Raw genomic sequence first — 21399 nt, 5'->3', positions numbered from 1 at the left:
ATGCCGGGCAGCCCCGTGGCTGCACCCCGCGCGGCCGGTCAGTTCTTCGCGGCGCGCCCGATCGACTCCACCAGCGGCAGCAGCCGCTGCGGCACGCGCTCGCGCAGGGCCACTTCCGTGCGGGTGCGGACGACGCCCGGCATGCTGATCAGCGCCTGGATCACGTCCTCCAGGTGCGCGTTGTCCCGCGCCACGACCCGGGTCAGCAGGTCACCGCCGCCTGTGATCGAGAACGCCTCGATGATCTCCGGTACGGCGGCCAACGCGTCGCCCACGTCGTCGAGATGGCCCTGCGTGACCTCGATGTGCACGAAGGCGAGCACGGGGTGGCCGAGTGCCGCGGGGGAGAGGGCCGGGCTCGTGCCGGTGATCACTCCGTCCCGCTCCAGCCGGTCGAGGCGGGCCTGAAGGGTGCCGCGGGCGATGCCGAGCATGCGGGCGTACTCGCGCACGCTGGTGCGTGGCTGCTCAAGGAGCAGCCGCAGGATACGGGTGTCGAGCTCGTCCACGGCCATGGTCCGTCGGCCTCCCGTCGCCTCGGGTGATCATTACCGACTGTACCAATGGCTCAGCTCCAGGCGAGCCCGCTGAGTCAGGACCGGGCGCGGAAGGTCACCAGGGCAGGAAGGCGTGCACGTCCTTGCCGTCGGGCCGCAGCACCACACTGACCTGGTCGCACAGGGTGTGAACGAGGTGCCAGCCGATTCCGCCTCCGCCGTGCAGCGGGCGGCAGGGGCGGGGTGCGGGCGGGGTGGTGCTGCTGTCCCGCACGGTCACATGGACGCCGTCGAAGGTGCGGCGCATGTGGAGTTCGAAGGGGCCGGGAGCGTACTGGACCGAGTTGGCGACCAGTTCCGTGACCACCAGCAGGATGTCGTCCCAGTGCTCGGGCGCGCTGGGCGGTGACGCCCGGGAGAGCGCGCTCAGATAGCTCTCCGCCGTGAGACGCGCATCGGTCACGTCGCGCAACTGGCCGGCAAAGGAGCTGGAGAGCGTCTCGATCGCCTCCTGTGACGGTTTCCTGTCCCCACTCGGATCGCTTGCCATCTGGCCTTCCCCGACCTTGCCGCCGGGATCGGCACCGTGGAGGGCGGGGCCTCAGGCGACCGCCGGGTCAAGGAGCCCCGTGCGGAGGCGCTTGATGATGCGGGTGATCAGCCGGGAGACGTGCATCTGGGAGATGCCGAGCTCCTTGCCGATCTGGGCCTGGGTGCGCTCCTCGACGAACCGCAGGTGGACGATCAGGCGCTCGCGTGTGTCGAGTTCGGCGATCAGCGGAGCCAGCGAGTGGAAGTCCTCGACGAGCTGGAGCGAGGGGTCCTCCTCGCCGATCAAGTCGGCCAGGACGCCTTCGCCTTCAGCCGCGCCGGTCCCGGCGAGTGCCGCGTCGAGCGACGTGGAGGCGTACGCGTTCGAGGCCTTGCGGGCCTCGATGACGTCCTCCTCGGACAGGGACATGAGCTCGGACAGCTCGCGGGTGGTCGGCATACGGCCCAGCCGGGTCCGCAGCTCCTCCGTGGCCTTGGCGAGCTCGACGCGGGCTTCCTGCAGGCGGCGCGGTACGTGCACCGCCCAACTGGTGTCGCGGAAGAAGCGCTTGATCTCGCCGACGATGTAGGGGACGGCGAAGGAGGTGAACTCGACCTCTCGGGTGAGCTCGAAGCGGTCGATCGCCTTGATCAGGCCGATCGTGCCGACCTGGACGATGTCCTCCATGGAGTCGCCGCGGCTGCGGAAGCGGGAGGCGGCGTAGCGGACCAGGGAGAGGTTCATCTCGATCAGGGTGTTGCGCGCGTACTGGAATTCGTGCGTGCCCTCTTCGAGCATGGCGAGCCGGTCGAAGAACTGGCGGGAGAGCTCGCGCGCGTCCTTCGGGTTGACCTTCGAGGGGTCGTCGATGACCGGAAGCTCCGACTCGCCGCCCACCTCGCCCGCTTCGGCCGTCCGCTGTGCCGTGGCCGTTGTCTCCAGCGCCCTCACGGCTGCCATGCCGTCCACCCCAAATCCCCGAAGGTTTTGATGACATAGCCCGGATGCCCCGGTTGGCGGAGATCACTCCCCCCACGCCGCTGAAATGTCGGGACGGCCCGCGGTGGCACGGTCGGCCCTTCGGTCCCGGTGCCGGTCCGGAGTGGCCGAGTACCCTGGGGCGCCAAAAGCTGGGGCTGACGCGGCGTACGACGGGCGCCGGGAGGTGGGGGTGGAGAATGGCGTACGGCGATGACGAGTTGGCGGCGAGAGCAGTCGCCCCGTCCGACCTCGGCGGAGCCGCCCTCCGGCTGTACACGCTCCATGAGCGTCCGGGTGTACGGCTGGTCGGCGAGATCAGCCCGTCCACACGCCTCGTCTGGCGGCAGGCCCTTGAACAGCTGGCCGGCCGACACGACCACGTCTGCTTTCTGGAACTGTCCGCGATCACCTTCGTCGACGTCGCCGGTGCCTCCGAACTCGCGCGCACCGCACGGGCGTTGCACGAAAGGAGGCGTCTGGTCCTGGAACGGCCGCCGCCCGAACTCCCGCGGATCCTCGAGCTGTTCTGGCCGGAACTGCGGACGATCGAGGTGGCGGCATGACGAATGCGCCCACCCGGACCGAGCCTTTCGCCCATCCCGCGCTGCTCTACCGCAGCGACCAGGAGTACCTGGCCGGGACCGTGCCGTTCCTCCTGGACGGCATGGCCGCCGCGGAGCCCGTCGCGGTGGCCGCACCCGCCCCGCGGCTGGAGCTGATCCGGGCGGAGCTCGGCGCCGCGGCCGCCGAAGTGCACTTCTTCGACCTGACGCGGGCCGGGCGGAACCCCGGCCGCATCATCCCGTCGGTCCTGCGCTCGTTCGCCGACGCCCGGACCGCCGGCCGCGTCCGCATCATCGGCGAGCCGATCTGGCCCGGCCGCACCGCGGTGGAGTATCCGGCCTGCGTTCAGCACGAGGCACTGATCAACGTGGCCTTCCAGGGCCGTGACGTGACGATCCTCTGCCCCTACGACGCGCGGGCTCTCCCCGCCGACGTGATCGCCGACGCGCACGCCACGCATCCCGTCGTCATCGACGGGGGCCGGGAGCGGGCCAGCACCGCCTACGCGCTAGAGCGGGTGCTCGCGCGCTGCAACGAGGCGTTGCCTCATCCGCCAGGAGCGGCGACGGTCCGCTTCGACTCCGATGCCCTGCCGACCTCTCGCGACTTCGCGGTGCGCGAGGCACGGGAGCGGGGGATGAGCGGTGCCCGCGTGCAGGACCTGGCCCTGGTCGTCGCCGAGCTGACGACCAACAGCGTGGTGCACGGCGGCGGTTCGGGAACGCTGCGGATCTGGGCCGAGAGCGAGCAGATCGTCTGCGAGGTGCAGGACAACGGGCACCTGGCAGACCCGCTGGCCGGCCGGCACCCGGTGCGTATCGAACAGCTGGGCGGGCGCGGCCTGTTCCTCGTCCACTTCCTCTCCGACCTCGTCCGCGTACACACCGGCGAGGACGGCACGACGGTCCGCAGTTACGTCGCCCGGACGTGACCCGCGCTGCCTGGCGCATTCGACCGAACGCGGACATCGGCCGCCGCGATGATCCGTTGGCCGGATACTTGACCGCGATCAACCTCCTGGAGTGGGCCAATGGCCCAGTGATTCGGGCACCGCTTGAGCCGTTGTGCCTATGGATGCTTACCTGTGTCGTATCCATGCGTAGATCGGCGCCGCGCAGCGCCGGACCGGCAACGAGGCCGGACCGGACCGCGGCGCTTCGTCGTGTCCGCGAGCACCCGCCACCCAGGGGCGCCCGCGCCGCGGCGGAAGGTGTTGAGGGGGGCGGCGTTCCGCCGTGAAGAGGATGCTCGTGGCTCCGGATCCGGGGCGTGTCAGGCTGAGGAACTCGTGCCGTGCCGTCCTCGGCATCGGCCTCGCCGTCGCCGTGGCGGAACTCGCCGGGCTGTCCCTGACGGCCTCCATCACCGGGGGGCTGGCGGCCCTGCTCGCTCTCTTCACGGTCGCCGACGCGACGGTGCGCGCCCAGCGGATGACCACCGCTCTGCTCCCGGCCGCCGGATTCCCAGTACTGGCCATGGCCACTCTCCTGCACGGTGTGCCCCTGGCCCGGGACGCCGCCTTCCTGCTGGTCGTCTTCGGCGGGGTGTACGCCCGCCGCTGGGGCCCGCGTGGACATGCGCTTGGGATCTTCGCGTTCATGAACTTCTTCGTCACGCAGTTCCTGCACGCCGTCCCGGCGCAGCTGCCCGAGCTGTACGCCGCCGTGGGCCTGGCCCTCGGTGCCGCGGGCCTCGTACGTTTCGTGCTCTGGCCCCTGGAGCGCGGTGCGGCGCCGCCCGCCCCCGCGCCCCGGCCGCTGCCCGGCACCGGACTGGCTCGCCCCACCACCCGGCAGGCCTTCCAGGCCACGGCGGCCTGCGCCTTCGCCCTGGTCGCCGGTCAGGCGCTGTCCCAGGAGCGCTGGTACTGGGCCGTCGGCACCGCCTGGTGGATCTTCGTCAACACGGTCTCGCGCGGTGAGACCCTCGTCCGCGGATTCCGCCGGGTGCTGGGCACGGTCGTGGGCATCGTCGTCGGCGTCCTGATAGCCATCCCGCTGCACGGGGCGCCCGCCCCGACCGCCGCCCTGGTCGCGGTCTGTGTCTTCGGGATCTTCTACACGGCCGCGGTCTCCTACAGCTGGATGGTGCTGGCGGTGACGGTGATGGCGGGGTTGCTCTACGGCCTGCTGGGAGTCCTGGACCCCGGCCTACTCGTACTGCGTCTGGAAGAGACCGCCATCGGCGCGGTGGGAGCCACGCTCGCCGTGATTCTCGTGCTGCCGGTCACCACCCACGCCACGAACGACGCATGGATCCAGCGCGCGCTGAGGTGCGTCCACGCGGCAACCGCCGAAGCCGCCGCCCGCCTCGCGGGCTCGCCGACAGCGGATCCCGCACCGCACGCGGCCGAACTCGAAGTGCTGCTGGCCCGTGTCCGGATGGCGCTCGCTCCGCTGGTGCACCCGCTCAACCCGTTCCGCGCACGCAAGGCCCGGGCCGCCCAGGTCATCTCGCTGCTGGACGGCTGCGCCCGCGAGGTGCGCGGCCTGGCGGCCGTCGCCGCGGACCCGGATGCCAGCCACGACAGCCGCCTCGCGGCAGCCTGCAGCCGCGTCAAGGCTGCCGTGGAAGCACTGACCATCAGCGAGGAAGGCCGCCGCGGGCCCACAAGGACCCTCGGCACTCTGCCGCATCCCGCCGCCACCGAGCAGCAGCCCGCCCTCGCCCACCTGCACAGCCTGGAGCGGGCCCTCGCCGAACTAGAGGTGCCCCTGCGCAGCTCCCGGCACTCGCCCCTGGTCGGCGCCTGAACAGCGGTTCGCGTCGGCGTGCTGACCCCGTTGATCGAGCGGGTCGGCACGCCGGGCAAGGCCGCACCGCCACGCTGACGACGGCGGCGGTCGGACGGCGGGCAGCCAGCGCGTGTGCGGACGCAGCGCCGTGCGATGCAGCGCTTGAGGCACTGATAGGGCGCGTACGGATGACCTCGCGCCCTTGGTGTGGTCCGTCACCTGGAGGGGGCGCGCGAAGCGGCTGACGCCCGCCAGGTCCTGGCCTCGCTCGGTGACGTCCCCGCGCGATACGCGATCTTGCGACCCCGCCGCCACCCCGGACACCCGCACAACGCGCGCCTGACGGCCGTGTGCCGCCGTATCAAGGCCGGTGCGGGGGGACGTGGTGGCGTCGCGCCGGAACGCGCGCTGGTGGCCGACGCGGGCGCCCCAGGCTCGCACCCTCGGCGCTCGCGAACGTCCACGCTCCGGAGCGCGCACTCCGGCGCACTGCTCACGCCCACCGAGCGCCTCCCCGCTCCATGACACCTGACGTCGGGACATGGACACCAAACCCCGGAATGGGGCACTTTTCCGGCCACAAAGAGGGTGGATCAGCGCACCGGCCGGGTAACTCCGCGGCTATCAGACGCACGGAGCCCGCGGACCGTGCGGGAGCGGCCTGCGGGCGGAACCCCTTGGGGGTGGCGCCATGCGGAATTTCCCTCGCGGAACCGGACACGGGGAGCGTCTCGTCGACGACGGGAACACGGGGCTCCGGGCGCCGAGGGACGAGGAACCGGGCGGGTGGCTGGAGCGGGCTCAGGGCGGCCGTGTGGGAGAGGAAACGGTCCCAGGTGGCCGCGGGCCCGGGAGCACGCGTCCGGGCGGCCACAGCCCAGAAGGCGCGGCTACGGGCGCGCAATACGTGCAGGTCGGCCCAGAGACCTGCCCATGGCCGACGGACGGCCGGCCTGCTCAGGCGACAGGCCTGCGGGAGCGGTCGGTCGGGGACGCTGAGGGCTCCCAGGCCTCCCGAGACGTCACCGGCCCACCCGCACGGATCCCCTCCGGCCACCCGCCCGCTCCGTACGAACTCCACCGCGCCGCGAGCGAGTTCCTCACCCTCCGCCACTCCGAGGAACGCCTGGGGGACCCGGCCCGGCGGATCGCCGCCGCGCACAAGGAGATCGCGGAGACAGGGACGTACCGCCACACCACCGAGGAACTCGTCTTCGGCGCGCGCGTCGCCTGGCGCAACGCCAACCGGTGCATAGGGCGGCTCTACTGGCACTCCCTGTGCGTACGAGACCGCCGGGACGTGCGGGACACGCCGGATGTCGCCGAGGCGTCGGCGGACCATCTGCGGGAGGCGACCCGCGATGGCCGGATCCGCGCGCTCATCACGGTCTTCGCACCCGACGAGCCAGGGCGCCCGGGGCCGCGGATCTGGAACGAACAACTCATCCGGTACGCCGGCTACGCACGCCCGGACGGAGGCGTGACCGGCGATCCGCGCAACGCGGGCCTCACCGCGCTCGCCCGGCGACTCGGCTGGCCCGGCGGCCCAGGCACCCCCTTCGACGTACTGCCGTTGGTGATCCAGGGCGTCGACGACCGGCCCCGCTGGTTCGCGCTGCCGCCGGACACGGTGCTCGAAGTGGAGCTCGCGCACCCCGAGTACACCTGGTGGCGCGCGCTCGGACTGCGCTGGCACGCGGTGCCCGCGCTCGCCAACATGTGCCTGGAGATCGGCGGCGTCTGCTACCCGGCCGCGCCCTTCAACGGCTGGTACATGGGCACCGAGATCGGCGCGCGCAACCTCGCCGACACCGACCGCTACGACCTCCTGCCGCACATCGCCGACCGCCTCGGCCTCGACACCCGCACCGACCGCTCCCTGTGGAAGGACCGCGCGCTCGTCGAACTCAACCGCTCCGTCCTGCACTCCTTCGACCGCGCCGGCGTCACGGTGACCGACCACCACACCGAGTCCCGGCGCTTCCTCACCCACCTCGGCCGTGAGGAGCGCAAGGGCCGCCGGGTCGGCGCCGACTGGTCGTGGATCGTGCCGCCCATCTCGGGCAGCGCCACACCCGTCTTCCACCGCACGTACGAGGCGGTGGAGCGGCGCCCCGCGTACGTCCACCACCCGGAGGCACACGAACGGGCCCGCGGCACCGTCCTGGTCTAGACCGCCGATCTTGGACTGCTACCGTCGCCCCGGACAACGCGGGAGCGAGAGGGGTCAGCGGTGGCAGACGGCTTCAGGCGGCAACAACGGGCGTTCATCGGCTCGTTCACGGCGGCGGGAGGCCTCGGCGTCCTCACCGCGACCATGGACCCGGTCAGCGGCGCGCTGACCGTGCTGAGCGCGGTGGACGGCGTGCCCGACCCGTCGTACCTCGCCCTGTCGCCCGACCGGGACACGCTGTACGCGGTCAGCGAGACAGCCCGCGGCGCGGTGGCCGCGTACCGCGTGACCGGCGACAAGCCGGAGCTGACGGGGACACTCGTGACGGTCGGAGGCAGCGGCCCGACGCACCTGAGCGTCTTCGCCGGACACGTGCTGACCGCCAACTACGGCTCCGGCAGCGTCACCGCCGTCCCCGTCCGCGCCGACGGAGGGCTCGCGGGCGCCGCCTCCAGCGTGCTCCAGCACACGGGCTCGGGCCCGCACACCCCGCGCCAGCACGGCCCGCACGCCCACCAGGTGCAGCCCGACCCGAGTGGGCGATGGGCGGTCAGCGTCGACCTCGGCACGGACTCCGTGCGGGTGTGCGCGCTGGACGGCGGAAAGCTCACGCTGCACCGCGAGATCGCGCTGCGCCCCGGCTCCGGACCCCGCCACCTGGCCTTCCACCCGGGCGGCGGACACGCGTACGTGCTCAACGAACTCGCACCCACCGTCACCGTCTGCCGCTGGGACGCCGCCGAAGGCGCGCTGCGGCCCGTCGGCGAGACGCCGGTGCTGTCCGGTGCCAGGGACGGCGACGCGTACCCGTCGGGCATCGTCGTGTCGCCCGACGGCCGCTTCGTCTGGACCGCCACACGCGGCCAGGACGTCGTCTCCGTGCTCACGCCCGACGCCGTGGGCGAGGGGCTGCGCCTGGTCGCCACGGTGCCCTGCGGAGGCACCTGGCCGCGTGCGCTGGCCCTCGACCCCTCCGGGCGCTTCCTGTACGCCGCCAACGAGCGCTCCGGTGACGTGACCTGGTTCGCGGTCGACCCGGACACCGGCGTACCGAGGCGGGGCGGCTCGGTAACGGCTCCCGCGGCGTCCTGCGTGGTCTTCGGCTGACCTCGCCGCGGCACGCACGCGAAGGGCCCGCTCCTGCCGCAGGAGCGGGCCCTTTCGCGTTCTCGGTGGTGCCGGGCTCAGCGCACCGGCGCCCCCTGCGGCTGCTGCGGGGCGATGCCCAGCGCCGCCGTGTACTTGGCAAGCGCCAGCTTGCCGATCGCCGGGTACGGGCCGAGCGCCTCGGCGGCGGCGCAGCCCGCCTCCTTGGCAGCCGCGTCCAGCAGACCCGCGTCGAGCTCCGGACCGATCAGATAAGGCGCGAGCGCCAGCTGCTGGGAACCCGAGTTGCGGAGCTGCTCGGCGGTGGCCGCGATGGCGCCCTCCTCGTCGAGCGCCGCCGCCATCACCGGCACGGCGAGCCGCGCGGCCAGCAGCATGCCGGTGATCCCGGCCGCCTGCACGGCGTCCTCGCCACCCACGGAGGCCAGGATGATGCCGTCCGCGGCGGTCGCCACGGTGAACAGCCGGGCACGGTCGGCACGGGCCAGACCCGCCTCGGACAGGCGCACGTGCAGCCCCTCGGCGAGCAGCGGGTGCGGGCCGAGCACATCGGCCAGGTCGGCCGCGACACGGCTGTCCATGACGGCCTGGCGGATCCGGCGCAGCAGCGCGTTGTCCGGCCCGGCGAGCAGGGGCACCACGACGGCCACGGGCCCGTCCGGCGCGGCCACGTCCGCACCGGCGGCACGGGACTGCTCGAAGCGGGCGGCGCGCTCCTCGGAGGCGCGGACCAGCACGGACTGCAGCGAGGGGAACTCGGCGTCGTCCCCGTCGAGGTACCCGATCCGGGCGTCGAGACCGGGGAGCTCGGAGCGCGCGATGCTCACGACCTCCTCGGTGAGGCTGCGTATGGCCGCGCTGGGGGTGCCCGGTACCGCGAGGACGAGCGCGGGCGCGCCCTCGGGAGCCACCAGGGCTTCCGGGCGGCGGTGCCGTCCGGGCTGGCGGGGTCGCGGCATTCGTACTGGCAGGCCGGACGCGGGCCCAGTGGGGGAGCTCATGGCGCCGCATGTTACTGGTTTCTTGGGTTCCCCTGTTCGGGGAGGGTGCAGGTGAGCGGTATCCGTCCGCTTTTGTCTGATGAGTTACGTAAAGATCAGAGGTGATCAGTATGGCGGGACTGTCCCCCGGCCTCTTTGGTCACCACATGCAACATCCGCCGGTCGCGCGGGAGTGTGAGCTCGTCGTTCGCAAGGGCGACCGCGATGAGCACGGCTCCGCGCAGCGGGTCACCGGCGGCCGGTACCTGCCGGGCTTGCGGTAGTTGCTCCCGCAGTTCCTCCCTCAGAGGTACGAGGAGAGGGGCACCCAACTTGAACAGGCCGCCGGTGAGGGCGACTTGGGGATCCCCAGAGCCGGGGCAGACGGCGGCCGCCGACTCGGCGATGCTCCGCGCGGCCGAGCGCAGGATGTCCGCCGCCACCTGGTCGCTCTCGGCGCAGGCCGCCACTTCGGGTGCGAAGGAGGCGAGCACGGCGGGCCGGTCGGTCCGCGGATACAGCTTGCCCGGCAGGCCCGGTATCGGACCGAACATCTCCTCGGCGCGCGCCCGCAGCGCCGCCGATCCGCCACGGCGCCCGTCGAAGGCCCGGACGGCCGCGTCGAGACCTGCCCGGCCGATCCAGGCCCCGCCGCCGCAGTCGCCGAGCAGATGGCCCCAGCCGTCGGCCCTCCGCCAGCTCTCCAGGTCCGTGCCGACCGCGATCATGCCGGTGCCCGCGGCGACGACCGCTCCCGGCCGCAGGCCGAGCGCGCCCATGTAGGCGGTCACCCCGTCGGCGGCCAACGCGAGCCGTGTCACGCCCAGTTCACGCTCGAGCGCGGACGGCAGCTCGGCGCGCAGCTCGTCGCCGAGCGTGGCCAGGCCCGCGGCTCCGACGGCGACCGCCCCGAGTCCGCCGATCCCCGCGTCGGCCATCAGCTGCCGGGCCGGCGGCAGCAGTTGCTCCAGCAGATGACCGGCGTCGATACCGCGCGGGCCGGTGCGCACCGGTTCCTTCGACGTCAGCGGAACGCCCTGGACCTCCCCGCGTACGGCGAGTGCCACGCGCAGCCCCGAACCCCCCGAGTCCACCGCCAGCACACCGGGCGGCGGGCCGGCGCGCGTCACGGCAGGCGCCAGTCCACCGGCTCGGCTCCCTGCCCGGTCAGCAGCTCGTTGGCCCGGCTGAAGGGCCGGGAACCGAAGAAGCCGCGGTCCGCGGACATGGGGGAGGGATGGGCGGATTCGACCGAAGGCAGTTCGCCGAGGATCGGGCGCAGATTGCGGGCGTCGCGGCCCCACAGGATCGACACCAGCGGGCGTCCGCGCCCGGCCAGCGCGCGTATCGCCTGCTCGGTGACGTCTTCCCAGCCCTTGCCGCGATGCGCGGCGGGACTGCGCGGGGCCGTGGTGAGCGCTCTGTTGAGCAACAGCACGCCCTGCCGCGTCCAGGGCGTGAGGTCGCCGTTGGACGGCTGGGGCAGGCCCAGGTCGGTGTTGAGCTCCCGGAAGATGTTGATCAGGCTGCCCGGCAGCGGTCTCACCTCGGGCGCGACGGAGAACGACAGACCCACTGCGTGCCCCGGCGTGGGGTACGGGTCCTGCCCGACGATGAGGACGCGCACCTCGTCGAAGGGCTGCTGAAAGGCCCGTAGGACGTTCGCCCCCGCCGGGAGGTAGGTGCGTCCCGCGGCGATCTCCGCGCGCAGGAAGTCGCCCATCTCGGCGATCCGCCCGGCGACGGGTTCCAGGGCTTTCGCCCAGCCCGGTTCGACGATTTCGTACAACGGTCGTGGTGCCACGGGCGTCACCCTACTGCCGTACACGCGGCGGAGATCAACCGGTGGCCGAAGCGCGACCGAGGATGACCGTTCAGTGGACGAACAAGGCGCCTCCTGGGCGTGGTTGTGCGCGGGACGGGACTGAGCGTCCTCCTGGACATGGTGCGTGTGCTCACGGTCATGGTTGTGCGGGACCTCCTGGGTCTCAGTCGATGACCGCGGCGCGCACGCAGAGGACGTCGGGCAGATGCGAGGTCAACTGCTGCCAGCTGTCCCCGTCGTTCGCGGACGCGTACACCTCGCCGTTGCGGTTGCCGAAGTACACGCCCGCCGGGTCCGCCCCGTCCGTGCACAGGGCGTCACGCAGCACCGTGCCGTAGTGGTCCTCCGTCGGGAGGCCAGCCGTCAGCGGCTCCCAGCTCTTGCCCGCGTCGGCGGTGCGGAAGACGCGGCAGCGGTGCTCCGCGGGGACGCGGTCCGCGTCGGCGTTGATCGGGAAGACGTATGCCGTGTCACCGCGGTGCGGATGCGTGGCAGCGGCGAACCCGAAGGTGGAGGGCAGGCCCTCGCCGATGTCGGTCCACTGCCCGCCCCCGTCGTCGCTGCGGTACACACCCCAGTGGTTCTGCAGATAGAGGCGGTCGGGAGTCACCGGGTCCTGTGCGATCTTGTGCACGCACTGGCCGAACTCCGGGTTCGGATCGGGCAGGAACACCGCGGACACACCGGAGTTGGCCGGCGTCCAGCTCGCGCCGCCGTCGTCCGTGCGGAACACTCCGGCCGTGGAGACGGCGACCGTCACCGCGCACGGGTCCCGCTTGTCGGTGATGACGGTGTGCAGTCCCTCCCCGCCACCTCCCGGCACCCACTGCGACCGCGTGGGGTGCTCCCACAGCGGACGCACGAGCTCGAAGGATTCGCCCCGGTCCTCCGAGCGGTACAGCGCCGCCGGTTCCGTGCCCGCGTACACCACGTCCGGCTCCGCCGCGGCCGGGTGCAGCTGCCACACTCGCTCCAGCGAAGCCCCCGTGTCCTTGGGGAACTTGACGGCGGGCTGCGCCGGCTCCGCCCACGTACGGCCCAGGTCGTCGGAGTGGAAGACGGACGGGCCCCAGTGCGCGCTGTCCCCTCCGGCCAGCAGCCGCGGCGTCCCGCCCCGGGTGTCGATCGCGACCGAATACACGGCCTGCGCGTTGAAGTACGGACTCTCGTCGAACTCCCAGGCGCCACTGCGCCGTCGTCCGATGAAGAGCCCCTTGCGGGTGCCCACCGTGAGCATTACGTCGGCCATGCCGACCACCTCCGCGACGTCGATGTCTCAGATACGGGCCAGTCTGCACCTCGCCACTGACAGTCACCTCTGGACTTCTTGTTTCCGCAGGTCAGAAGGGTCTTATCGGCGGTCGTCCGGGTTTTCCGGCGGTCCTCGCCGGGCGCGGACGGGAGGTGGGGGAGATCCTGAAACGGACGGGTCGACGGAGTCGGCGTGAGCATCGCGGGGACCGGTCGCGTATGGGAGGGGGATGTGGCGTGTCCGTGCGGTCGTGAGGAGGATGCCGAGGATGCCAGTCAAGGCGGCCTTGCGTGTTCCGAAGGTGTGGCTGTGGCGATGGCGGCGCAATCCACTGCGGCGTCGCAGTGACGCCCTGGAGGCATGGATCGTGCTCATCGCCTGGACGCTCACCGTGTTCGGCGGGGTGTTCATCGGCCTTGCGGCCACTCAGTCCGTGGAGCACGGTCTCGCCCAGCAACGCGCCGAGTGGCACTCCGTCCCGGCGCGGCTCACCGCGGACGCACCGGACTCGGCCCCCACGGAGTCCGGCGCCGACCGGGTCTGGGCGAAGGTCAGCTGGACCGCGCCGGACGGCTCCGTACGCGCCGGCCAGGCACGGGTGTCCACCGGCACCACCGCGGGCACCCCGGTGACCGTCTGGACGGACTCCGACGGCCGCCTCGTCACCAGGCCCGCCACCGCGTCCCAGGCCCAGCTGCGGGCCTCTCTGGTGGGTGTCCTGGTCGGCGTGAGCGCGGCGGTCGTGCCCTTCGTCTGCGGACGGCTCGTACGCGGCCGCCTGGAACGGCGGCGCATGGAGCAGTGGGACGAGGAGTGGGAGCGGTTCGGGCCGCTCTGGGGGCGGCGGACCACCTGACCTGACGGGGAAGGTCGGGGAAGGTAAGGCGGTGGTGAGAATCGACGTGCTCGCGGACCGCCCGATGCGGTGGACCCGAATGTGCCGCACTGCGGCCGGTTCGCGCCCGGCGCGCGGGGCCAGACACCGGGCATGTCGATGTCGAGTGGTGCCATTGATGCAGGTCACGGCCGTGACATCAGGTCCGGCCGATTGTCGTGCCCCAGGTGCGACGTGACAGAGCGCGGCGCGAGCGGCGCCCTTGGAGCAGCTCGCGCATGCCCATTGCGTCCGGCTTTGTCTGCCTCTGGCGTCTAACTTAGGCATGCCTACACTAAGCCCGCTTCTGGCCGTCCGGCCGTGAACTCGCTGCTGTGGAGAGGCCTGTGGTGTGGGACGACGCGTTTCCCAGCTTTCTGATCGGTCTGCGTGAGGGCCTGGAAGCGGGACTGATCGTCTCGGTGCTGGTCGCCACGCTCGTGCGGTCCGGCGAGCGAGCCCGGCTTCGGCACGTGTGGACGGGAGTTGCCGCCGCCATCGGGCTCTCCATGAGTTTCGGCGCGATTCTGACCTTCACCGCGGCGAACCTGTCCGGGACGGCGCAGGAGGCGTTCGGCGGCACGCTCAGTCTGATCGCGGTCGTGTTCGTCACCGCCATGGTGTTCTGGATGCGGCGCTCGGCCCGGACCTTCGCCGGCGAGATCAAGGAGAAGGTCACCGCCGCGTTGGGCATGGGCGCGGGCGTACTCGTCGTCACCTCGTTCCTCGCCGTCGGGCGCGAGGGGCTCGAGACCGCGCTGTTCCTGTGGACCACGGCGCAGGCCGCGGGGAGTTCGTCCGGCCCGCTCACCGGTGCGGCGGCCGGTCTGCTGATCGCCGCGGGCCTGTGCTGGGGCCTGTACCGACGGGCCCTGCACATCAATCTGACGCGGTTCTTCACGATCACCGGCGCTGTGCTGATCGTCATCGCCGCGGGCGTCCTCGGGTACGGGATGCGCGACCTGCAAGAAGGCGGGGTCCTGCCGGGCGGCACGGCGTATGCCTTCGACCTGTCGGCACACCTCGATCCCGGATCCTGGTACGTCACCGTCGTGCAGGGCACGCTCAACCTCACCCCGCAGATGACCTGGCTTCAGGTCGCGGCCTACGGCGCCTATTTGGCGGTCGTGATGACACTGTTCGTACGGGGCGTACGGGGCGTACGGGGCGTACGAGGCACCGCCTCCGCCAAGCCGAAGCCGCAACCGCAGATGGAGCCCACGCCGGCGAACCCCGCGCCCCCGGAGGCCATCCCCACGGCCGACGGCCCCACCCACTCCCCGACCCCCCACCGCATCCCCCGCTGGACCCTCCCCGCCGCCCTCGTCTGCGTCCCGGCCCTCGTCGCCGGCGTAGCCGTAGCGGTGAGCGACGGAAAGCCCGTCTCGGGCACGCCCGTCATCGAGGTCTCGGCGGCCGACTGCGGCAAGGGATTCACCGCACCGAAGCCGGGCCGCCAGACCTTCCAGGTACGCAACAGCGGCAGTCGTACCTCGGAGATCTATCTCATCGACCCGGTCAGCAACGCCGTCTACGGCGAGGTCGAGGGCATCGCCCCCGGCACCACCCGCGCCCTGATCGCCACCGTCGGCACCGGCTCGTACGCCTGGCGGTGTGTCCCGAGCGGCGGGAAAGCGGTCACCTCGGCCGCCGTCACCGTCAGCGGCGGCTCCACCAAGGCCGTACTGCCGGTCTCGGAGAAGGACCTCGCCGCGCCGCTGGCCGCCTACCGGAAGTACGTCGACCAGGGCCTGGCCGACCTGCTGGCCAAGACACGCACCCTGCAACGCGACATCGACGCCAAGAAGCTCGGCAAGGCCCGCGGCGACTGGCTGCCCGCACACGAGCAGTACGCCTCGCTCGGCGCCGCGTACGGCACGTTCGGCGACTGGGACGCGAAGATCAACGGCCGTACGGCGGGACTCGCGGGCGGGGTCGACGAACCGGCCTTCACCGGGTTCCACCGGATCGAGTACGGCCTGTGGCACGGCGAATCGGCCGCCGCCCTCGCGCCCTACGCCAAGCGGCTCAGCTCCGATGTCGCCGCCCTGCGCGAGGACTTCCCGAAGGAGGACTTCGACCCCGGCGACCTGCCGCTGCGCACCCACGAGATCCTGGAGAACACCCTGCACCGCGAGTTGAGCGGCTCCGCCGACTACGGCAGCGGCACCGAACTGGCGACCACCGAGGCCAACCTCGACGGCACCCGCGAACTGCTGAGCCTGCTCCGCCCGTTGATCGACAAGCGCGACGCCGAGGTCACCTCCGACGTCGACACCTGGATGGGGCGCACCGAGCGCCTGGTCCTCGCCCAGCACGGCAAGGACGGCACCTGGACGCCGCTGGGCAGGCTGTCCACCGTCGACAGGCAGCGACTCGACGGCTACCTCGGCCAGTTGCTCGAGGAACTCGCCCCGATCCCGGACCTCCTGGAGATCCGCAAGGCCGCGTGAGCAGCGCCCCGCCGGCGTCGACCGTCACCACCGCAGCACCGGGACCCATGCGCCCGCAGGAGAGGACCTCCCGATGACCAACCCGAGCCAGGACCAGGACCGAGCCGCGCGGGGCTGCCCCTTCGGCCGCCGTACGTTCGCCAAGTCCGCGCTCGGCGTCGGCGCGGCAGGAGCAGCCCTCGCGGGCGCCGGTCTCGCAGGGGCGGCGATGGTCGGCGGAGCCACCCCGGCCGTGGCGGCGACCGGCGGCGGCAAGGTGGCGTTCCACGGTGCCCACCAGGCCGGAATCACCACCACCGCGCCCAAGGCCGCCGCCTTCGTCTCCTTTGACGTCATCGCCGAGACCGGAGCCGAACTCGCCGACCTGCTGCGCACGATGACTGAACGGGCCCGCTTCCTCACCACCGGCGGTACCCCCGACGACCTCGGCGTCGGCGCACCGCCCTCCGACAGCGGCCTGCTCGGTCCCGACCTGCCCGCGGACGACCTCACCGTCACGGTGGGCGTCGGCGCCTCGCTCTTCGACGACCGTTACGGGCTGGCCGATCGGACGCCGCGCCACCTCAAGCCGATGCGCACCTTCCCCAACGACAACCTCGACGCCGCCGCCTGCCACGGCGACCTGTTGCTCCAGCTCTGCGCCGCCAACTCCGACACCGTGCTGCACGCCCTGCGCGACATCGCCCGCCACACACGCGGTGCGATGCAGATCAAGTGGCGCGTCGACGGCTTCCAGAACCCGTCCCGCCCGACCGGCACGCAGCGCAACTTCCTCGGCTTCAAGGACGGCATCGCCAACCCCGACACCGCCTCCGCCCGCGAGATGGACAAGCTGGTCTGGGTCACCGACACCGCAGGCGAGCCGCGCTGGGCGGTCGGCGGCAGCTACCAGGTCGTCCGTGTCATCCGCATGCTGGTGGAGTTCTGGGACCGGGTCTCGCTCACCGAGCAGGAGAAGATGATCGGCCGCCGCCGCGACACGGGAGCCCCGCTCGACGGCGCACGTGAGACGGACATCCCGCACTACACCAAGGACCCGCAGGGCCAGGCGATCCCGCTCGACGCCCACATCCGGCTGGCCAACCCCCGTACGGCGAAGGCCGATACGACCCGGATCCTGCGCCGCGGCTACAACTACGACCGGGGCGTCGACGAGGCCGGCAACCTCGACATGGGGCTGGTCTTCTGCTGCTACCAGCAGGACGTGGTACGCCAATTCGAGGCGACCCAGGAGCGGTTGATCGACGAGCCGCTCGTCGACTACATCAGCCCCACCGGCGGCGGCTACTTCTTCGCCCTGCCCGGCGTGCGGAACCACTCGGACTGGCTGGGCCGCGCGCTCCTGACGGGGCACACCTCTTAATGCATATGATGCGCAGGTGCGTGAATACTGCATAAGAGCGGCCACCCCTGACGACCTGGACGGCGCGCGTGCCGTGATGCTCGACACCGTCTACCGCGACTTCGGTACGGGGTACGTGCCGCGCTGGCACGGCGACATCATCGACCCGTGGGACGCCTATCTGGCGCCCGCGCGGCACGTGCTGCTGGTCGCGGTCGACGAGCGGGACGGCACGGTCGTCGCGACGGCGGCGCTCGACTCCCGGGGGCCGGCTCATCCCCCCAACCCCCGCCACCTCGCCGAGCGTTACCCCTCGGGCGAGACCGCCCAGCTGCGACGCGTGTACGTGCGTCCCGAACACCGGCGGCGAGGCCTGGCCCGGCGTCTGGTCGCCGAGCTGCTCGACTTCGCGGCCGCGGACGGCGGCTATCGCGCGGTGTACCTGCACACGGACCCGGCCGTACCCGGCGCCGAGGCGTTCTGGCGGTCGCTGGGCAAGGTCGTGTGGGACGAGCGTGTGGAGCGGGGGTGGGGCGACGGGATCGTCCACTTCGAGATCCCCACGGCTACATGAAAAGCATTTTCATGTAGCCTGCCAGTCGTACCTGCCCTCCGCCCTGTGAAGAACGAGGACCATGCGCTCCGTCCCCCGCCGTCGGCTCGTCGCCGGACTGCTGCTCGCCCCCCTTCTCTCCGGCTGTTTCGCCACCTCCGGCGGCGAAACAGCGTCGTCGGACTCCGCGGACGGCACCCGCCTGCGGGTCGCGCTGGCCTTCCCGCCCGCCGAGAACTTCTCCCCGCACGGCGCCGACGCCACCATCCTCAGCCGGCTCGGCGTCACCGAGGGCCTGACCGCGCTGGACGCCAACGGCACCGCGATACCCGCGCTCGCGGAGTCCTGGACCCGCGAGAACGACCGCAGTTGGCTGTTCACCCTGCGCGAGGCGACCTTCCAGGACGGCACCGACGTCACCCCGTCAGCCGTCGCCGCCGCGCTCACCCACGCCGCCGAGGCGAAGGTGGTGCCCGCCGCGCTGACCGGGGTCGAACTGACCGCGAAGTCCGCGGCCGACGACCTGGTCCGGGTCACCACGGCCGACCCCGACCCCGTACTGCCGCTGCGGCTGGCCGGCCCCGGCCTGGCCGTACTGTCCACCAAGGCGTACGGGAAGCAGGGCGCCGTCAGTCCGGTCGGCACCGCCACCGGCCCCTTCGAACTCACCGCGACCACCGGCACCACGACGGCCACCCTCGACCGCTTCGACGACTACTGGGGAGGCCGCGCCCAAGCCTCAGGCATCGACGCCAAGTTCGTCGCCGACGGCACGGCCCGCACCAACGCCCTGCGCACCGGCGAGGTCGATCTCGCCGAGGCGATTCCGGTCTCCCAGGCCTCCTCCCTCGACCGGGGCATCGCTCGCGAGACGGCCACGACCCGCACCACGAGCCTTTACCTCAACACCAAGTCCGGTCCGTTCAAGGACGCGCGGGTGCGGGCCGCCGCGCGTACGGCGGTCGACACCTCGGTGCTCGCCGACGGCGTCTACGAAGGACACGCCGACCCCGGCGCCGGTGTCTTCGGCCCCGCCGTGACCTGGGCCGAGGGCAAGCGCGTCACCCCGGCCGACCGAACGAAGGCCGCGGACCCCGACGGCACCCCGGTGACCCTCGCCACCTACGACAACCGGCCCGAACTGCCCGAGGTCGCCCAGGTGCTCAAGCAGCAGCTGGAGAAGGCCGGCTTCAAGGTGAAGCTGGAGGTGCGCGAGTACGCACGCCTCGAAAGCGACGTACTGGCCGGGAAGTTCGACGCGTTCGTCTCCGCCCGCAACACCATGCTCGACACCGGCGACCCCGTCTCGATCCTCGCGAGCGACTACACCTGCGACGGCGGCTACAACCTCGCGCTGCTGTGCGACAAGCAGGTCGACAAGGCCGTGGACCTCGCCGCGAGCGCGAGCGACACCGAGAAGCGGCAGGACGCGGCGATGGCGGCGGAGGCCGAGATCCTCGGCACCGACGCGGTCGTCCCGCTCGTCCACCAGCGCGTCATCACCGGCGTCGCTCCCTCCGTACGGGGCGTGCTGCTCGACCCGTACGAGCGCCGCCTGGTCGGCACGGGCACCCGCGCCTGACGACACCGTGCGGACAAGGAAGACACTGCTCGGCGGTGGCCCGGTGCTGCTCTGGCGCACCGCCCTCACCGCACTCCTGCTGTGCGGAATCGGCCTGCTGCCCTGGCTGTCGCGCACCGATCCGGCGCTCACCGTGCTCAAGGCGCGGTCGGCGGAACGCACACCGACGCCTGAGGTGTTGGCGGCCGTACGCGACGAACTCGGCCTGGACGCCGGGCCGTTGCGGCTGCTCGGGCAGTGGCTGGGCGGACTGCCGCACGGTGACGCTGGCCGTTCGTGGATCTCCGGCGCCGAGGTACTGCCCGGTGTCGGGCAGGCGCTGGGCGTCTCGCTGCTGCTGATGTCCGGGGCGCTCGCGGTCGCGGCCGTCACCGCGGGCGCGGTGTGCGCCCGCACGCTGTGGCGCGGATCGAGGGGCGGGCTCGCCGGACGCCCGTCCGGTGGCGGTGGCGCAGCGCTACTGGCGGCGCTGCCCGAGTTCCTGACCGCGTCGGTGCTGGCCACCGTGGTGGGCGTACAGCTCGGCTGGCTGCCCGCCCTCGGCTGGTACGGGCCGCAGTGGATGGTGCTGCCCGCGCTCTCGCTCGGCCTGCCCGCCGGGGCGGTGCTCGGACGCCTCCTCGCCGACCTGCTGCCCGGCGCCTTCGCCGAACCCTGGGCGCTGGCCGCCGCGGCGCGGGGGGTGAGCGGCCGGAGCATCGCGTGCCAGTCGCTGCGCCGTTGCGTGCCGGGTCTGCTTCCGAACCTGGGGCTGTTCGTGGTCGGCCTCACCGGCGGCGCGGTCGCCGTGGAGCAGATCTTCGACATCCCCGGGCTCGGCAGGACCACCCTCCAAGCCGCCCTCGCCCAGGATCTGCCCGTCCTCCAGGCCGGAACCCTGGCGCTCGTCCTGCTCGCCGCCACCGCCGGACTGCTCCTCCGACTCGGGGCCCGGCTCCTGATCGGGCCCGCACTGCGGGACGGCGCCCTGCCCTCGCTCCACGGCGCGGCAACGAACAGGCCCACGCCCACGCGAGGACCGCTCCTCTACGCCGTCACTCTGCTCGGCGTGATCGGACTTGGTCTGCCCCGCGACCCGCTGGCCCTGGACACCGCGGCCCGCCTCCAACCCCCCTCCTGGACACACCCGTTCGGCACCGACGCCCTGGGCCGCGACATCCTCGCCCGCGTCTCCCACGGCGCGCTCGACACCCTCGCGCTCGCCCTCGCGATCAGCGCCGCCGCCCTGCTGACCGGCGTACTGCTCGGCCTGCTGCCCCGCTTCTCCGGCCCGCTCGTCGACACCGTCAACGCATTGCCGTCCGTCCTCGTCGCGCTCCTCGTCACGGCGGCCGCCGGAAACGGCCCGGCGACGCCCGCACTGGCCGTGGCCACGGTCGCCTGGGCCCCGCTGGCCGCCCACACCTCAGCCCTCCTCCGCCAGGAGCGCGCCACCACACACCTGCTCGCCACCCGAGCCCTTGGCGCCGGCCCACTCCACCTCCTCCGCCACGAACTCCTCCCCGCTGTCCTGCCGCCCGTGACTCGCCACGCCCTGCTCCGCCTCCCCGGCGTCGCGCTGGCCCTCGCCGCCCTGGGCTTCCTCGGCCTGGGCGCCCAACCCCCGTCTCCTGAGTGGGGCCTCCTCCTCGCCGAGAACCAGCCGTACGCCGAACGCGCCCCCTGGGCGGTCCTGGCCCCGGCCGCCGCACTCGCCCTGCTGGGCGCGCTGGCGGTGACGGCGGCGGACGGCGTGCCACGGCGGCGCGAACGGGCCAACTCGCCTGTCTCTACAACGACGAGCCGCCGACAGGAGCGGTAGCGTCGCTCTCGTCGCGTCAACGTCAACTTCTGCACTGCTTGTACTCAAGGCACTGCGACGGGATGGTCAGGCAGCGTCACTTGGCGGAGGTCATTGACTCTCTTCCAAGGTCCGCTGCATCGGACAGAGCAGGGCACCCCTGGCCCAA

Annotated in this window: 18 protein-coding genes; 11 read left to right on the top strand and 7 right to left on the bottom strand. The window is 72.3% G+C overall.

All coding sequences use genetic code 11. The annotated features are described in order from the left end of the window. Positions 1-38 precede the first annotated feature (38 nt). The 3 genes from OG219_RS06645 to OG219_RS06635 all read right to left on the bottom strand — a co-directional run bounded on the left by OG219_RS06645 (position 39) and on the right by OG219_RS06635 (position 1989). Positions 39-515, bottom strand: coding sequence for an Lrp/AsnC family transcriptional regulator (locus tag OG219_RS06645; RefSeq protein WP_266823834.1), 477 nt, complete (start codon positions 513-515; stop codon positions 39-41). Positions 516-612: 97 nt separating this feature from the next. After that, on the bottom strand, positions 613-1047 hold the full coding sequence (locus OG219_RS06640) for an ATP-binding protein (protein ID WP_266823833.1): 435 nt from the start codon (positions 1045-1047) through the stop codon (positions 613-615). A 51-nt stretch (positions 1048-1098) separates the two neighbouring features. Next, positions 1099-1989, bottom strand: a complete 891-nt coding sequence (locus tag OG219_RS06635; protein ID WP_266823831.1) for an RNA polymerase sigma factor SigF — start codon at positions 1987-1989, stop codon at positions 1099-1101. 218 nt (positions 1990-2207) lie between these two features. Here OG219_RS06635 and OG219_RS06630 point away from each other — a divergent pair, with 218 nt between their 5' ends. The 5 genes from OG219_RS06630 to OG219_RS06610 all read left to right on the top strand — a co-directional run bounded on the left by OG219_RS06630 (position 2208) and on the right by OG219_RS06610 (position 8589). Beyond that, a complete protein-coding gene (locus OG219_RS06630; protein ID WP_266823829.1) occupies positions 2208-2573 on the top strand; it encodes an STAS domain-containing protein in 366 nt (121 codons plus the stop codon). Further along, positions 2570-3505 carry an anti-sigma factor RsbA family regulatory protein gene (locus tag OG219_RS06625; protein WP_266823827.1) on the top strand — a complete coding sequence of 312 codons (936 nt, stop codon included), beginning with the start codon at positions 2570-2572 and terminating at the stop codon, positions 3503-3505. Before OG219_RS06630 ends, OG219_RS06625 begins: the two co-directional genes overlap by 4 nt. 313 nt (positions 3506-3818) lie before the next feature. Continuing rightward, on the top strand, positions 3819-5327 hold the full coding sequence (locus OG219_RS06620; RefSeq protein WP_266836023.1) for an FUSC family protein: 1509 nt from the start codon (positions 3819-3821) through the stop codon (positions 5325-5327). A gap of 1024 nt (positions 5328-6351) precedes the next feature. Then, complete coding sequence (locus tag OG219_RS06615; RefSeq protein ID WP_266836022.1) at positions 6352-7482, top strand: nitric oxide synthase oxygenase; 1131 nt, start codon at positions 6352-6354, stop codon at positions 7480-7482. 60 nt (positions 7483-7542) lie between these two features. Continuing rightward, positions 7543-8589, top strand: a complete 1047-nt coding sequence (locus tag OG219_RS06610; protein ID WP_266823825.1) for a lactonase family protein — start codon at positions 7543-7545, stop codon at positions 8587-8589. Positions 8590-8666: 77 nt separating this feature from the next. Here the strand turns inward: OG219_RS06610 and OG219_RS06605 are convergent, their stop codons facing one another. The 4 genes from OG219_RS06605 to OG219_RS06590 all read right to left on the bottom strand — a co-directional run bounded on the left by OG219_RS06605 (position 8667) and on the right by OG219_RS06590 (position 12643). Continuing rightward, the gene (locus tag OG219_RS06605) at positions 8667-9590 is read right to left on the bottom strand and encodes a sirohydrochlorin chelatase (RefSeq protein WP_266823824.1); all 924 of its coding nucleotides are present in this window, start codon (positions 9588-9590) and stop codon (positions 8667-8669) included. Positions 9591-9685: 95 nt separating this feature from the next. Further along, positions 9686-10699: an N-acetylglucosamine kinase gene (locus OG219_RS06600; RefSeq protein ID WP_266823822.1), complete on the bottom strand. Its 1014-nt coding sequence runs from the start codon at positions 10697-10699 to the stop codon at positions 9686-9688. Beyond that, positions 10696-11373, bottom strand: a complete 678-nt coding sequence (locus OG219_RS06595; protein ID WP_266823820.1) for a uracil-DNA glycosylase — start codon at positions 11371-11373, stop codon at positions 10696-10698. The genes OG219_RS06600 and OG219_RS06595 overlap by 4 nt, the downstream gene beginning before the upstream one ends. 184 nt (positions 11374-11557) lie before the next feature. Then, a complete protein-coding gene (locus OG219_RS06590; protein WP_266823818.1) occupies positions 11558-12643 on the bottom strand; it encodes a sialidase family protein in 1086 nt (361 codons plus the stop codon). Between the two features lie 271 nt (positions 12644-12914). On the opposite strand from OG219_RS06590, the gene OG219_RS06585 reads away from it, so the two are divergent. The 6 genes from OG219_RS06585 to OG219_RS06560 all read left to right on the top strand — a co-directional run bounded on the left by OG219_RS06585 (position 12915) and on the right by OG219_RS06560 (position 21251). Further along, entirely contained in the window at positions 12915-13502 is a 588-nt protein-coding gene (locus tag OG219_RS06585; RefSeq protein WP_266823816.1) for a hypothetical protein, read from the top strand. A 368-nt stretch (positions 13503-13870) separates the two neighbouring features. Continuing rightward, a complete protein-coding gene (gene efeU, locus OG219_RS06580) occupies positions 13871-15973 on the top strand; it encodes an iron uptake transporter permease EfeU (RefSeq protein ID WP_266836021.1) in 2103 nt (700 codons plus the stop codon). A 73-nt stretch (positions 15974-16046) separates the two neighbouring features. Continuing rightward, the gene (gene efeB / locus OG219_RS06575; protein ID WP_266823814.1) at positions 16047-17336 is read left to right on the top strand and encodes an iron uptake transporter deferrochelatase/peroxidase subunit; all 1290 of its coding nucleotides are present in this window, start codon (positions 16047-16049) and stop codon (positions 17334-17336) included. A 16-nt stretch (positions 17337-17352) separates the two neighbouring features. Beyond that, positions 17353-17889, top strand: coding sequence for a GNAT family N-acetyltransferase (locus tag OG219_RS06570; RefSeq protein WP_266823812.1), 537 nt, complete (start codon positions 17353-17355; stop codon positions 17887-17889). A gap of 61 nt (positions 17890-17950) precedes the next feature. Beyond that, positions 17951-19450, top strand: a complete 1500-nt coding sequence (locus OG219_RS06565) for an ABC transporter substrate-binding protein (RefSeq protein ID WP_266823810.1) — start codon at positions 17951-17953, stop codon at positions 19448-19450. Positions 19451-19457: 7 nt separating this feature from the next. Further along, complete coding sequence (locus tag OG219_RS06560; protein ID WP_266823808.1) at positions 19458-21251, top strand: ABC transporter permease subunit; 1794 nt, start codon at positions 19458-19460, stop codon at positions 21249-21251. The last annotated feature ends 148 nt before the right edge of the window (positions 21252-21399 follow it).

This window comes from Streptomyces sp. NBC_00038, from assembly GCF_026343635.1.
Classification (GTDB): domain Bacteria; phylum Actinomycetota; class Actinomycetes; order Streptomycetales; family Streptomycetaceae; genus Streptomyces.
This window is presented reverse-complemented; position numbering and strand designations above follow the sequence as displayed.

Coding starts and splice junctions, on each gene's coding strand:
- efeB (WP_266823814.1), top strand. CDS start 16,047: ATGACCAACCCGAGCCAGGACCAGGACCGAGCCGCGCGGGGCTGCCCC.
- OG219_RS06630 (WP_266823829.1), top strand. CDS start 2,208: ATGGCGTACGGCGATGACGAGTTGGCGGCGAGAGCAGTCGCCCCGTCC.
- OG219_RS06635 (WP_266823831.1), bottom strand. CDS start 1,989: ATGGCAGCCGTGAGGGCGCTGGAGACAACGGCCACGGCACAGCGGACG.
- OG219_RS06585 (WP_266823816.1), top strand. CDS start 12,915: ATGCCAGTCAAGGCGGCCTTGCGTGTTCCGAAGGTGTGGCTGTGGCGA.
- OG219_RS06605 (WP_266823824.1), bottom strand. CDS start 9,590: ATGAGCTCCCCCACTGGGCCCGCGTCCGGCCTGCCAGTACGAATGCCG.
- OG219_RS06645 (WP_266823834.1), bottom strand. CDS start 515: ATGGCCGTGGACGAGCTCGACACCCGTATCCTGCGGCTGCTCCTTGAG.
- OG219_RS06640 (WP_266823833.1), bottom strand. CDS start 1,047: ATGGCAAGCGATCCGAGTGGGGACAGGAAACCGTCACAGGAGGCGATC.
- OG219_RS06565 (WP_266823810.1), top strand. CDS start 17,951: ATGCGCTCCGTCCCCCGCCGTCGGCTCGTCGCCGGACTGCTGCTCGCC.
- OG219_RS06625 (WP_266823827.1), top strand. CDS start 2,570: ATGACGAATGCGCCCACCCGGACCGAGCCTTTCGCCCATCCCGCGCTG.
- OG219_RS06590 (WP_266823818.1), bottom strand. CDS start 12,643: ATGGCCGACGTAATGCTCACGGTGGGCACCCGCAAGGGGCTCTTCATC.
- OG219_RS06620 (WP_266836023.1), top strand. CDS start 3,819: ATGCTCGTGGCTCCGGATCCGGGGCGTGTCAGGCTGAGGAACTCGTGC.